This window comes from Christiangramia portivictoriae DSM 23547 (assembly GCF_000423045.1).
In the GTDB taxonomy this organism is placed as follows: Bacteria; Bacteroidota; Bacteroidia; order Flavobacteriales; family Flavobacteriaceae; genus Christiangramia; species Christiangramia portivictoriae.
Genome location: NZ_AUHF01000001.1, coordinates 526,878 through 540,251, shown reverse-complemented (window position 1 = coordinate 540,251; position 13,374 = coordinate 526,878). Strand labels below are relative to the sequence as shown.

Sequence of the window (13,374 nt, the reverse complement as noted above, 5' to 3'; positions counted from 1 at the left end):
ACCTTTGCGCCGCTAATAGAAAGCCATGCAAAAGATCTTTAGCTTTGGATTCTGGAATTCCATCGCACGCCTTATTTTACGAAACCGAATTCTGATCATTGTTCTTATACTGGTCGCAACCTATCTGCTTTCCACGCAATGGAAAAACATGCAGTTCTCGTATACGGAGGCTAATTTAATGCCAGATGATCATGAGGTAAATGTGAGTTATAATGACTTTCTTGAAAAGTTTGGTGAAGAGGGAAATTTAATTTTACTGGGAGTACAGGATTCTGCATTGTTCACTCCTGAAAAGTTTAAAGCATGGAATAAACTTACAGATACACTACTCACCTATCCTGAAGTAGACCAGATCATTTCTCCGGCTAGTCTGCAGGAACTTAAGAAGTTTGAAGACCCCAAAAGATTTGAAATGGTTCCGGTGCTGCCGGAAGAAGATCCTAACAGCGATGTTCTTGCTTCTTTTGAGAATAAATTATTTACGGCCCTTCCTTTCTATGAGAACCTTGTTTATAGCTCTCATTCCAACACCATACAATCTGCCCTTTATCTCAATAAGGAACTGGTCAACACAAAAGCCAGAAAAATCTTTGTGCTCGAGGAACTGGAACCGCTTATTGCTGAGTTTGAGGAGCAGCAGGGTATCGACATCCGGGTTTCCGGGATGCCATATATACGTACCTTGAATGCGCAGAACATTGTCGACGAAATAGGTCTTTTTATAGTTGCTGCTTTACTGGTTACCTCCCTTATTTTCTTCTTTTTCTTTAGATCCATACGCGCCACCATTATTTCCATGGTTACCGTTTGTATCGGGGTGATGTGGGCCTTTGGTTTTATTGGGTTGCTGCATTATGAGATCACGATTCTTACCGCGCTTATTCCGCCACTTATTATCGTTATTGGGATTCCTAATTGCATTTTCTTAATCAATAAATATCAACAGGAGATCAAAAAGCATGGAAACCAGGCGAAATCCTTGCAGCGGGTGATCACTAAGGTGGGGAATGCTACGTTGATGACCAATGTTACCACAGCTTCTGGTTTTGCAACTTTCATCTTAACCGACAGTCAGCTTTTACGAGAGTTTGGTGTAGTGGCATCTATCAATATTCTGGCAATTTTCATCTTGAGCTTATTGATCATTCCGGTCATCTATTCTTATTTGAAGCCACCACGGGACAGGCATTTGAAACACTTAAATACACGATGGATTGGTGGTTTTGTGGACTGGATGGAAAATATGGTGAGAAATCACAGAATTGCCATCTATATTTCATCGCTTGTACTGTTAATTCTAAGTATTATCGGAATTTACACCATTAAGGTTTCAGGAAGTATTCTGGAAGACATGCCACAGGAAACTCAGTTTTATAAAGATGTGAAATTCTTCGAACGGGAATTTGACGGGGTGATGCCTTTGGAAATCATGATAGACACTAAAAGACCCAAAGGTGTATTGAAACTTTCTACTTTAAAAAGGATGAATGATCTTGAGAGTAAGATCGAAGAAATTCCCGAATTGAGCAAGCCACTGTCGATCAACCGACTCGTAAAATACAGTAAGCAGGCTTATTACAATGGAAATCCAAAATATTACCAGTTACCAACGTCACAGGAGCAAAATTTTATCATGCCCTATGCTAAAGGTCTTTCTTCTTCGGAAGGAATTATGCAGAGCTACGTGGATTCTACTGGGCAGTATGCTCGGATTACCACTTTTATGAAGGATGTTGGGACCGAGAAAATGGAAGAGATTGAAAATGATCTTTTACCGGAAATTGAAAAAATCTTTCCATCTGAAAGATACGACGTATCGCTAACCGGAAAAGCGCTGCTATTTCAGAAAGGAACGAGTTACCTGGTTCGGAATTTGATCATTTCCTTAGGACTCGCTATCCTCCTGATTGCAGGATTGATGGCCTGGATGTTTAGAAGTTTCAGGATGATCCTGATTTCATTGGTGCCAAACCTGCTGCCTTTGATCGTTACTGCCGGAGTGATGGGCTTTCTCGGAGTTCCTATTAAACCATCAACGATCCTGGTATTTAGTATAGCCTTTGGAATTTCAGTAGATGATACTATTCACTTCCTGGCAAAATACCGGCAGGAATTAAAAGCCAATAACTGGAAGATCAAACGCTCGGTTTATGCAGCGCTGAGAGAAACGGGAGTAAGCATGTTCTATACTTCTATTGTGCTGTTCTTTGGATTTTCAGTATTTATGATTAGTAGCTTTGGAGGGACGGTGGCTCTGGGCGGACTGGTTTCTGCCACCTTATTGTTTGCCATGCTGGCCAACCTGCTATTGCTACCTTCCCTGTTGCTTTCTCTGGAAAGAAGTATTGCCAATAAAAAAACCCTGAAGGAACCGGCGATGCGAATCTTCGAGACCGAAGAAGAGGAAGCAAATCGCGAGCAGCATGACAATTAAATAAATATAAAAAATAGCCTGCTTGCTAAGCTTCAGGCTAAAAACTATCTTTGTTTTTACTAAATTTCAACTAAATGATACAAGCAAAAGTCGCTGAAATACTTGAAAGCGATCAGTTTTTACAGGAACATCACATCAAGGGATGGGTACGCTCCTTCCGAAGCAATCGTTTTATCGCTTTAAACGATGGTTCTACTTTAAAAAATCTGCAATGCGTTATCGACTTTGAAAATACCAGTGAGGAAATCATCAAGCGCATCAACGTAGGAGCAGCGATATCTGTCAAAGGAACTTTGAAGGAGAGTGTTGGAAGTCAGCAACGTGTTGAAATTGAAGTTTCAGAAATTGAAATCCTGGGTGATGCGAATCCTGAAGAGGTAAAACTTACCATCCTGTCGCCTAAAAAGCATAGTATGGAAAAGCTTCGCGAACAGGCGCATTTACGAGTGCGTACTAATACTTTTGGAGCTATTATGCGAGTGCGCAGCAAGCTGTCTTTTGCCGTACACAAATATTTTCAGGAAAAGAACTTTTACCATGTACACACCCCAATTATTACGGGTAGTGATGCTGAAGGGGCCGGGGAAATGTTTCGTGTCTCTTCGCTGGACATGAAAAATCCTCCAAAAAATGAGGATGGCAGCATTAACTATAAGGAAGATTTCTTCGGAAAAGAGACAAATTTAACCGTATCAGGACAATTAGAGGCTGAGACCTTTGCCCTTGGACTGGGACAGGTTTATACTTTCGGCCCTACATTTAGAGCTGAAAACTCCAATACTTCCCGACATCTGGCAGAATTCTGGATGATCGAGCCGGAAGTGGCATTCTGCGATCTGGATCAAAACATGGACCTTGCTGAAGATTTCATTAAATACGTACTAAAGTACGTGATGGAACACTCAAAAGACGACCTGGAATTTCTGGCGGAACGACAGGAAAAAGAGGACCAGCTGAAGCCAAAAGCAGAAAGAAGCGACATGGGTCTCATGGAAAAACTCAACTTTGTTCTGGATAACAATTTTAAGAGAGTTAGCTATACCGAAGCGATCGAAATCCTGAAGAATTCAAAGCCCAATAAGAAGAAAAAATTCAACTATATCATTGAGGAATGGGGTGCAGATCTGCAAAGTGAGCACGAACGTTACCTTGTGGAGAAACATTTTAAAACTCCGGTCATTCTTTTTGATTACCCGGCAAATATCAAAGCATTTTACATGCGCTTGAATGAAGATGGGAAAACTGTAAGAGCAATGGACATTCTGTTCCCGGGAATTGGAGAGATCGTGGGAGGAAGTCAGCGTGAGGAACGTCTTGATGTTCTTAAGGAGAAAATGGCAGAATTGAACATCCCGGAAGAAGAACTCTGGTGGTATCTTGACACCAGGAAGTTTGGAACCTGTGTTCATAGTGGATTTGGACTTGGTTTTGAAAGACTGGTGCAGTTCACCACCGGCATGGGCAACATCAGAGATGTGATCCCTTTCCCAAGGACTCCGCAAAACGCCGAATTTTAAGATTGAATAGCATAGCAACGCATACAGTTCCTGCAATCGAATATAAAATCAGGTTGCAGGAGTATGCGATTTCAATTTTCCCTCAGATAAGCAGTCGTTCTGCGCTCAAAAAAGCTATTGCAAAAGAACTCGTTCTTCTGGATGGTGTCATTGCCAATACTGGAGACTGGATACAGCCAGGACAAACGATCCAGTTGCTAGAGGATGAAGTGCGGGAAAGAAAGATTTTTGAATTTGTACTCAAGGTACTTTTTGAAGATGAAAATCTCGCAGTAGTTGTAAAACCTTCAGGAATTCCCACCAATGGCAATTACTTTCGGACACTCGAAAACGCTCTTCCTTATAATCTAACAGTATCTAAGGCTGAGGACGCCTTAAAGTATCCCATTCCCGTTCACCGTCTGGACAATCCAACCGCCGGTATTATTCTCGTAGCTAAAACCCGTGGAGTGCAGCAAAGTCTGTACAGTGCATTCGAAAATAAACGAATTCAAAAAACTTATCATGCGCTAACTCATGGCCACCTTTCCAACGCGATAACAGAAAACAGCAGAGTGGACGGAAAAGCTGCTGCAACCATCCTCGAACCAGTATCCCGCTATAAGATTAAGAATGAAAATTTTTCACTTGTAAAGGCGAAACCCATAACAGGCCGTACGCACCAGATCAGGATTCATTTAAGCAATATGCAGTTGCCTATAGTTGGTGATCTGCTTTATGGGACCGAAGAAGAATTTTTCAGGAATAAGAATCTTTATCTTTTTAGCTCCGGAATTTGTTTTAAACACCCGGTCAATTCAGAAGAAATGACATTTGAGCTAAAGCTTCCGAAGAGGTTTAGAAACCTCTCCTTATACAGATTGTCTTAACAAAAATTTACCACGAACATGCTTCGTGCCAAAGCCAACTTGGATCGATTTTTCCTTATTTTTGTTAGACAAGCACTTATTTATGCTAAAGCAACAATTAAATTTTAAACTTTCCCAAAAGCTCTCTCCGCAACAAATCCAGTTGATGAAGCTTATTCAATTGCCCACTCAGGCTTTTGAGCAGCGCATCAAACAGGAAATGGAAGAGAATCCGGCCCTTGAGGATGGAAAGGAAGATCGAATAGACGAATATGACGATATAGGTAACGATCGCAATGATGATGAATATGATACTGATAGCGAAAGTATTGAAACAGAAATTGATGTTGATGAATATTTAAGCGATGATGAAATTCCAAGTTATCGTCTCAACGCTAACAATTATAGTGCAGACGATGAAGACAAGCAGGTACCATACGCTGCTGGAACTTCTTTTACCCAGCACTTAAAAACTCAGCTAAGCACGATAAGACTTGATGATGTCGAACAGGATATTGCCGAATTTCTTGTTGGAAGTGTAGATGAAAGTGGATATATAAGAAGGAATATTCAAGATATTGTTGATGACCTGGCGTTTACCCAGAACATTTATACAGACGAGGAAACTGTTGAAAAAGTACTTAAAAAGGTACAACGGCTGGATCCAGCCGGAGTTGGCGCCAGGAGTCTCGAAGAGTGTCTTATTATTCAGCTAAATCGGAAAGAACCTACAAAACAGGTAGAACTCGCCAAGGATCTACTGGAACGTTCCTTCGACCATTTCAGCAAAAAGCATTACACCAAATTACTTAGCCGCCATGATATAAGTGAAGACGAATTGCGTGAGGCTATTGATGTTATTGAACATTTAAACCCTAAACCTGGCGGTGCATATTCCGGTAACACGAGAATTGTTGAGCATGTGATCCCCGATTTTACGATCAAGATCGAAGACGGTGAATTACAGCTAAGCCTTAATGGAAGAAATGCGCCAGAAATGCATATCTCCAGGGACTACAGCAACATGCTGAAAGGTTACAAGGAGTCTAAGGAAAAAACAAAAGCACAGAAGGATGCTGTGATGTTCATCAAGCAGAAGCTGGATGCCGCTAAATGGTTTATTGAAGCCATCAAGCAAAGGCAACAAACCTTGATGGTAACCATGAGTTCTATCATGAATTACCAGAAAGAATATTTTCTTACCGGTGATGAACGAAACTTAAGACCAATGATTCTTAAGGACATAGCAGATGAGATTGAGATGGATGTCTCTACAGTCTCGAGAGTTGCAAATTCCAAATATGTGGATACCCCATACGGGACCAAGCTTATCAAAGAATTCTTTTCTGAATCCATGACCAATGACCAGGGTGAAGAGGTATCGACCAGGGAAATAAAGAAGATTTTGGAAATGTCTATCGAAGAGGAAGACAAGAAAAAACCTCTTACAGATGAGAAACTCGCCAAGGTTCTAAAAGGAAAAGGTTATCCGATTGCCAGAAGAACGGTAGCGAAATATCGCGAACAGCTGGATATCCCGGTAGCAAGATTGCGAAAAGAGATTTAATGAAAATTCTGCTCAGGCTCTCTTCCTATATTCTCCACCCCTTATGGATGCCATTTTTTGGGAGCCTATTTTATTTTCTACTTATTCCCAGGTATTTTCCTGAGGAGATCGTAAAGGCTAAATTAATGGCTATAGCGATCATAACAGTCTTTATCCCGGTAGTTTTTTATTTTTTGCTGAAAAATCTGGGCAAAGCGGAATCGGTTTTTTTAGAGAAAGTAGAAGAAAGACGCTGGCCGTTATTCTTCTTCTCCTTATTAGTGCTAATGGTATTACACCAGATCTTGAATTACTATAATTATCCAGGACTCTATTACTACTTCGCCGGTATATTAATTTCAACCCTCTTAGCTTACGTACTAAGCTGGTTTAAACTTAAAGCCAGTCTACATATGATGGGAATCACAGGACTGCTTATGTTCGTTACAGGCTTTTGTATCTATTTTCAGCTCTACTATATATATTCGGTTGCTTTCCTCATTGTTGCGTGCGGATTAACTGCATCTTCAAGACTTTATTTTAAAGCACATACAAGCTCTGAACTTTGGCTGGGAAGCCTGTTAGGACTAGCCCCACAATTGCTCATGTTTAAGCTGTGGTTTACAGAATATAAAATGTTAGACCTATTTTTAAGGTAGAAACTTCCAAGGCTTCATTCTGAAGGGAAGCGTCTTTAAAAAATGGGATTAGGGAATAATAAAAATGAAAGTTGAAGGTATTATAGCCAAAGGTAAAAGTGGCCCCTGCTCTAAATTTATTTAACTCTGAAACATCGTTGATAATAATTCGATCTAAGTCTTCTTTATAATTACTTCTGAAGTTATAAATGTAGCCCAGGCGTACTCCTGAATAAATTCGCCAGAACTTGTAGGATTGTGGGGTTGAGGTACGCCACCTGAATTCCAATGGCAATTCGAATTGCTGGGTTGTATAGCGATTGGTATCATAATCGATATCTTGCAACGCCTGAAAATCTGTTGCTCCTGAAGCGGTTTTAGTAATGCGAAGGTTCTGGCCATAGCTATCGATTCCCCAACCAAGTCCAATACCAATGGCCACGTTTCTACGTTCGTTCAAAGGCATGTCCCGAATGAATCCAAGATTTACACCACCGGAAAAGCTTTCCTGTGAAATTGCATCCGGCTTGTTTGTTATAAGGTTGAAGCTGAAACCAACATAGAATTGATCCTCCCGGTAAAGACTGTCGATTGTAAAGGGCACAGAATCGGGAATTTTATATTGCCTTTCATCTTCCTGAGCGCATAGGAACGTAGGAGCAAGCAAAAACACACAAAGGCTAAGAAGTAAGATTTTCATGAAAGCAAATAAGCTATAAATATAAAAAACATCCTGCCTGGTTTGAACCGGACAGGATGCTTTCTATAATTAAATTGAAAAGATTTTAGTCGATATTATTACCAGCTTCTCCCTTTTTGGTAGTATAGTTGATTTTCAACGCTTCAGCTTTTCTAAGTTCCTGTTTGATATCGGATACTAGTCCCATATTGGTTTCTTCATCCACTTTTAAAGCAGTTGTAAGATAAGGAACAAGTTCTTCTCGCTTGGATTCTCTTTCGGCATAGATAAACTGCTGTACCTCTTCAACACTTGCAAATTTATCGTTTAACTGAATTCTGGCTTCAGTTCCATATTTAGCCTGGTATCTCTGGCTAGGTTTACCAGCGTAAATATACATAATCAAATCCTTCTTGTCCAATTTCTCCACCTGGTCTGCAAATGGTAAATTGTTCTGGATCATCAATGTATTGTCACGCATTACCGTAGCCACCATAAAGAAGAACAATAGCATAAAAACGATATCAGGTAAAGATGCCGTACTAATCGCAGGCAAATCTCCAGACTTTTTCTTTTTAAATTTTGACATAATTTAAGTCGTTTTTTCGTTTCTAGTTCTAACTCGTTGGTTCAGCTTCAGATAACTTCTGAGGAATCATATCAGATATAACATCGATCTTCTCCTTTAAAGCGTCCTTATCACCAGTATATCTTGGATCGTTATAATCACTTTCCATTTTTGTGAAAGTAGTACCATACATTCTCTGTGCTTCACGATCTCTTAACTGATTATATGCAGCAACAAGTTCGTTTTGTACAGCAATATAAGTTCCATACTCTGTCCCACGGTTATTTACCAGTGAAATAATGGCTTTCTGTGGATTCACTGAAGATCCAGGATCTTTAGCTCCCTGGCAGAAACTACAGGCTTCATCGCCTTGTCCTCCACCATTGTCAAGAAATTCGACAGCTGCTTCTCGCAGTTCTCCAATCTCCATGCTCTCATCTTCAACCAGCAGCTCGTTATTACTGTTCACAAGCACCGTAAAGATGTTTCGTTGTTTAATAACCGGAGGCTCCTGCTCTTCAGGTTGCCATGGCGGTAATTTCCTGCTTATCCCACTATCTGTCTCAATGGTCGTTGTAACCAGGAAGAAGATAAGAAGTAAGAAGGCAATGTCTGCCATAGACCCGGCATTCACTTCCGGTGCTGATCTCTTTGCCATATTATTTAGCTAATTTTTTTATTCCAGAGAATACCATTGCTGCAATCGCAACTGCTGCAAGTATATAGAAGGTAATTAATCCTGCGCCTACCCAATGATCTGCAGATGCAGACAGCATAGTACCATCTTTTAATTGAGTTGCCTCACCGTCACTTAATACGTAAGCGATAATAATGATCACTGCAAAGGATCCAACGGCAATAATGGTGTTCTTAATATTTCCTCTGAATAAACCTACGATCACAAAGATAGCAACCAATACTACAACTGCTGCAAGAACAATGTATGCGATCCACATAAAAGGGTCTAAATGACTCCCCTGTAGGTCAGCCGAGGCTTTTATAGCATCGTCACCGGTGGCGATAATTCTTCCCAGAAGAATTAACCCAATCACACCGATCACGAGTGCCAGATATTTTAATACTTTATGTAAGGTCATAATTTACGTTGTCTTAGATTCGTTTTTTATTCTTGTAAGCTACCAACATATCGATAAGAAGAATAGATGCATCTTCCATGTCGTTTACAATGCTATCAATCTTAGCAATGATATAGTTGTAGAAAATCTGAAGAATAATCGCAACGATCAAACCAAATACAGTTGTAAGAAGTGCTACTTTAATACCACCAGCTACAAGTGAAGGCTGCATATCTCCAGCCGCTTCGATACGGTCAAATGCCTGAATCATCCCGATTACAGTACCCATGAAACCAAGCATTGGTGCAAGTGCAATAAATAAAGACACCCATGATACGTTCTTCTCAAGTTGCCCCATTTGAACACCACCGTAAGCAACAACCGCTTTCTCTGCAGCTTCGATGCTTTCATCTGCTCTGTCAAGACCCTGGTAATAAATAGATGCAACAGGTCCCTTTGTATTTCTACAAACTTCCTTAGCAGCTTCTACTCCACCACTATGTAGAGCATCCTCAACGTTCTGAGCTAATTTCTTAGTATTCGTAGTAGATAGGTTTAAAAAGATAATTCTCTCAATGGCAATAGCCAGACCAAGAATTAAACACAAAAGTACGATCCCCATAAAACCTGGACCACCTTCGATGAAACGTTTCTTAAGCTCCTGGTGAAAACCAAGCTCTTCTTCTTCCAGATCATCACCGGCCATTGCTTCTTCGTCATCCTGTACAAAGCTCACAATCGTTCCTGGCAAATTATTCGTACCGTTAGCCGCCTGTAGATTATAGGTCCCAAGAACCGTAATCGCGGCGATTACCAAAATAGAAAATAATCTTTTCATTACTGTTTGTCTTAATTTAATTAGTTAAAGGTTAAAGATATAAATTATTTTTAATAAACACTTAGCAGAGAGGAAGGGATTCGAACCCTCGATACGCTTGTGACGTATACACACTTTCCAGGCGTGCGCCTTCGACCACTCGGCCACCTCTCTGTATTTGTTAGGCTCGGCAAATAACGAAAAAAATAATTACCCGTCAAGAAACCCGCCATTAAATTTAAGACATTTCACCTCGAAGTGATGTTTCGAAGATGGTCTTAAAAACTTTTGGAGATAAGTCTTTACCAATCAGGTACATTAGTTTGCTTACTGCAGCTTCAGTGGTGATATCCTTACCGGAAACCACCCCAACCTTCTTTAAACCAACACTGGTTTCATACTGTCCCATGTTCACGCTTCCCGCCACACATTGAGTAACATTCACCACAAACAGGCCTGCTTTGATCTTCTTCCGCAGTAATTCCAGGAACCAGGGAACATTTGGCGCGTTCCCGCTACCGTAAGTTTCTAGTACTACCCCCTTTAGCCCTGGCCTGGATAACATATGTTCTACCGTGCTTTCGCTAATTCCGGGAAACATCTTTAACACTAGAATATTATCGTCAAAACCTGTATGAAGCTTCGTTTTCTGCTTCCTATTGGGTGCCCAAAGCGCTTTATAATTTACCGAAAGATACACCCCAGATTCAGCCAGTGCAGGATGATTCATCGAAGAAAAAGCCTGAAAATGCTCTGCATTGATCTTGGTCGTCCTATTTGCCCGGTACAATTTATATTCAAAATAGAGTCCGACTTCAGAAATCACCGGTTTACCATTTTTTCTTAAACCGGCCACCTGAATACTGGTAATTAAATTTTCCTTGGCATCTGTGCGTAAATCTCCAATAGGCAGCTGCGAACCGGTAAAAATGATAGGCTTGGTTAAATTCTCGAACATAAAACTAAGCGCAGAAGCAGTATATGACATGGTATCACTTCCATGCAAAACCACAAATCCATCGTAATCATCAAATCGTTCATGGATCACATTGGCGATCTTGACCCAGTAGTCCGGGTTCATATTGGAGGAATCGATAGGATCACCAAAGGTCATCGTATCAATCTCGTGTTCAAGGATCTTCAATTCGGGGATGTTATGCAACAACTCATCAAAATTGAAAGCTTTTAACGCACCGGTTTCATAGTCCTTGATCATCCCAATCGTACCACCGGTGTAAACTAGTAGTATTTTGGAACTATCCTTCATCAAGACCCAGTTTATTGATTACTGGATTTGCGTACATCAATAAATAGCTGTTCAATGCCAGTGGATTTTTAATATCCACCCTTCTGCTAATCCGGCGGTCAAACTGCCGCTTCTCCTTTTCAGTATATTTATCTGTAAATCGCTCTTCATTTCTTAACAGGTCACAGGCTATATAATTTGATGGCCACAACTTATAATTTTTATGGATCGCCTTATCGATGAGCCTCGAAACTGCCTGTAGCTGATCATTTACTGAAAGATTCTGCTCACGAATTTTATCCAGATCTTCAGCAGTAATAACATCCCCCGCACTCAGCCTAATTCTGCCTTTTTGACCCATTGCGCCCTGCATGATACTATTAAAGTCTTCATTAGCGCTTTTCTTATACTCCTCCTGCATTCTTTTTGCCAGTACTTCCGGCATTTTCAGCATATCTGTAGGATCAAATTCATAAGAAATGGAAACTGGTACGATCTTGATCTTCGCCAGGTAATCAAGAAGATCCAGGTCACCTTTGGCCATCCCGATCATTTTGAGAACGCCCTGCTGGGTCACATCATTGCCATCCTTGGTACGACCTTCTCTTTGCGCCATCCAGATCGATCTTGAATCTTCCAGTAGTCCTCTGGTATACTCTGAAAGTCGCATGGAACTTTTCAGCATCTCACGCGGACTCTGATTTCTTAGAACAAGGAAATTGCGATTCAATTTTGCCAGTGCAGCAAGGAAAGGCTTCTGAACCAGATTATCGCCAATGGCCGAAGCAGTCATCACCAGATCATGGTTATAGAGCGTATAATTTAGCAGCGAAGTATCTAGAAGAATGTCCCTGTGATTGGATATATAAAAGTATGATTCGTCTTCATCCAGTTTATCAAAACCGCGGTCGCTTAGCCCTTCACTGGATTTTTCCAGAACTTTTTCAACACTGTAATAGATGACCTTACTCTGGAAATCCCTTATGGAGTAACAATCTGCCACGATCGTTTTGATCTCTTCATATTCAAGATCGGGAAAGGTAAATTGCAGAAGCGCCTTTACCATGGGATGTTTTACATACTGCTGTAAAGCAGGATTTACTTCTTCATCGTCGTAAAAACGTATATCGTCAAAATTTTGCACCTATATCTCTTATTATTTCAACAAATGAACAAAATTTATGTTTAACAGCTTTAGATTCCAAAGACTTCCTTCGAGTTTTTGGTGGTTACCTCAGCAATCTCCTCCAATGGGAGCTCATATAATTCAGCTAATTTCTCGGCAACCTTAATAATATAGACAGGATCATTTCTTTTTCCGCGGAAAGGCTTAGGAGCCAGGTAAGGAGCATCTGTCTCGAGAACGATTTGCTCCAGCGGAATCTTGGCCATGAATTTATCTATCCCTCCATTTTTGAAAGTGACCACTCCGCCAATACCCAATTTCATATTATAAGACAAGGCCTGTTGTGCCTGTTCAAGATTTCCTGTAAAACAGTGAAAGATCCCAAAAAGATCATCTCCTTTTTCTTCTTCTAATACTGAAAATAACTCGTCAAAAGCATTACGACAATGAATAACAATTGGAAGTTTATATTTTTTCGCAAGCTGTATCTGTCTTCTGAAAGCGTCCTGCTGAATTTGCAATGTAGATTTATCCCAATACAGATCGATCCCAATTTCTCCCACCGCGTAAAATTTGCGTTTTGCAAGTTCCTGTTCCACATGCTTTAGTTCATCTTCATAATTCTCCTGGACATGAGTGGGATGCAAACCCATCATCAAAAAAATGTTCTCTGGAAATGCTTTTTCCAGTTCATACATGCTCTGGGTGGTTTCTGAATCTATTGCCGGAATGAAAAAACGGGTGACATTTTGAGCAATGGCATCCTTTATAAGCTGCTGCCGGTCGTCATCAAATGAATTACTATATAAATGAGTGTGCGTATCTGTGATTGTCATTCCGCAAAAATAAGGTTTGCGATACAATCCTGAAACCAAATTA

The 13,374-nt window shown here is 40.5% G+C and carries 13 protein-coding genes and 1 tRNA gene; 5 read left to right on the top strand and 9 right to left on the bottom strand.

Going from position 1 to position 13,374, the window contains the following annotated elements:
* Nucleotides 1-25 precede the first annotated feature (25 nt).
* The 5 genes from G529_RS0102650 to G529_RS0102630 all read left to right on the top strand — a co-directional run bounded on the left by G529_RS0102650 (nucleotide 26) and on the right by G529_RS0102630 (nucleotide 7,004).
* A complete protein-coding gene (locus G529_RS0102650; RefSeq protein WP_026914060.1) occupies nucleotides 26-2,434 on the top strand; it encodes an efflux RND transporter permease subunit in 2,409 nt (802 codons plus the stop codon).
* Nucleotides 2,435-2,508: 74 nt separating this feature from the next.
* Nucleotides 2,509-3,951, top strand: a complete 1,443-nt coding sequence (gene asnS / locus G529_RS0102645) for an asparagine--tRNA ligase (RefSeq protein ID WP_026914059.1) — start codon at nucleotides 2,509-2,511, stop codon at nucleotides 3,949-3,951.
* Nucleotides 3,952-3,953: 2 nt separating this feature from the next.
* Nucleotides 3,954-4,820: an RluA family pseudouridine synthase gene (locus G529_RS0102640; protein WP_026914058.1), complete on the top strand. Its 867-nt coding sequence runs from the start codon at nucleotides 3,954-3,956 to the stop codon at nucleotides 4,818-4,820.
* A gap of 82 nt (nucleotides 4,821-4,902) precedes the next feature.
* Nucleotides 4,903-6,366, top strand: coding sequence for an RNA polymerase factor sigma-54 (gene rpoN, locus G529_RS0102635; RefSeq protein WP_026914057.1), 1,464 nt, complete (start codon nucleotides 4,903-4,905; stop codon nucleotides 6,364-6,366).
* Nucleotides 6,366-7,004: a hypothetical protein gene (locus tag G529_RS0102630; protein WP_026914056.1), complete on the top strand. Its 639-nt coding sequence runs from the start codon at nucleotides 6,366-6,368 to the stop codon at nucleotides 7,002-7,004. The genes rpoN and G529_RS0102630 overlap by 1 nt, the downstream gene beginning before the upstream one ends.
* Here the strand turns inward: G529_RS0102630 and G529_RS0102625 are convergent.
* From G529_RS0102625 to G529_RS0102585, 9 genes are all read right to left on the bottom strand, one after another.
* Nucleotides 6,967-7,683: a porin family protein gene (locus G529_RS0102625; RefSeq protein WP_026914055.1), complete on the bottom strand. Its 717-nt coding sequence runs from the start codon at nucleotides 7,681-7,683 to the stop codon at nucleotides 6,967-6,969. The two genes, G529_RS0102630 and G529_RS0102625, sit on opposite strands and share 38 nt — an antisense overlap.
* 85 nt (nucleotides 7,684-7,768) lie before the next feature.
* Entirely contained in the window at nucleotides 7,769-8,251 is a 483-nt protein-coding gene (locus G529_RS0102620) for an ExbD/TolR family protein (protein ID WP_026914054.1), read from the bottom strand.
* Between the two features lie 28 nt (nucleotides 8,252-8,279).
* Nucleotides 8,280-8,888, bottom strand: coding sequence for an ExbD/TolR family protein (locus G529_RS0102615; protein WP_026914053.1), 609 nt, complete (start codon nucleotides 8,886-8,888; stop codon nucleotides 8,280-8,282).
* 1 nt (nucleotide 8,889) lies between these two features.
* Nucleotides 8,890-9,327: a hypothetical protein gene (locus G529_RS0102610; RefSeq protein ID WP_026914052.1), complete on the bottom strand. Its 438-nt coding sequence runs from the start codon at nucleotides 9,325-9,327 to the stop codon at nucleotides 8,890-8,892.
* Between the two features lie 13 nt (nucleotides 9,328-9,340).
* Complete coding sequence (locus tag G529_RS0102605) at nucleotides 9,341-10,144, bottom strand: MotA/TolQ/ExbB proton channel family protein (RefSeq protein WP_026914051.1); 804 nt, start codon at nucleotides 10,142-10,144, stop codon at nucleotides 9,341-9,343.
* Nucleotides 10,145-10,209: 65 nt separating this feature from the next.
* Nucleotides 10,210-10,297: transfer RNA gene (locus G529_RS0102600), tRNA-Ser, on the bottom strand.
* 64 nt (nucleotides 10,298-10,361) lie between these two features.
* The gene (locus G529_RS0102595; RefSeq protein WP_026914050.1) at nucleotides 10,362-11,390 is read right to left on the bottom strand and encodes an asparaginase; all 1,029 of its coding nucleotides are present in this window, start codon (nucleotides 11,388-11,390) and stop codon (nucleotides 10,362-10,364) included.
* Nucleotides 11,380-12,513 carry a 1-acyl-sn-glycerol-3-phosphate acyltransferase gene (locus G529_RS0102590; protein ID WP_026914049.1) on the bottom strand — a complete coding sequence of 378 codons (1,134 nt, stop codon included), beginning with the start codon at nucleotides 12,511-12,513 and terminating at the stop codon, nucleotides 11,380-11,382. The genes G529_RS0102595 and G529_RS0102590 overlap by 11 nt, the downstream gene beginning before the upstream one ends.
* A 50-nt stretch (nucleotides 12,514-12,563) precedes the next feature.
* Entirely contained in the window at nucleotides 12,564-13,331 is a 768-nt protein-coding gene (locus G529_RS0102585; RefSeq protein ID WP_026914048.1) for a TatD family hydrolase, read from the bottom strand.
* Nucleotides 13,332-13,374: the final 43 nt, after the last annotated feature.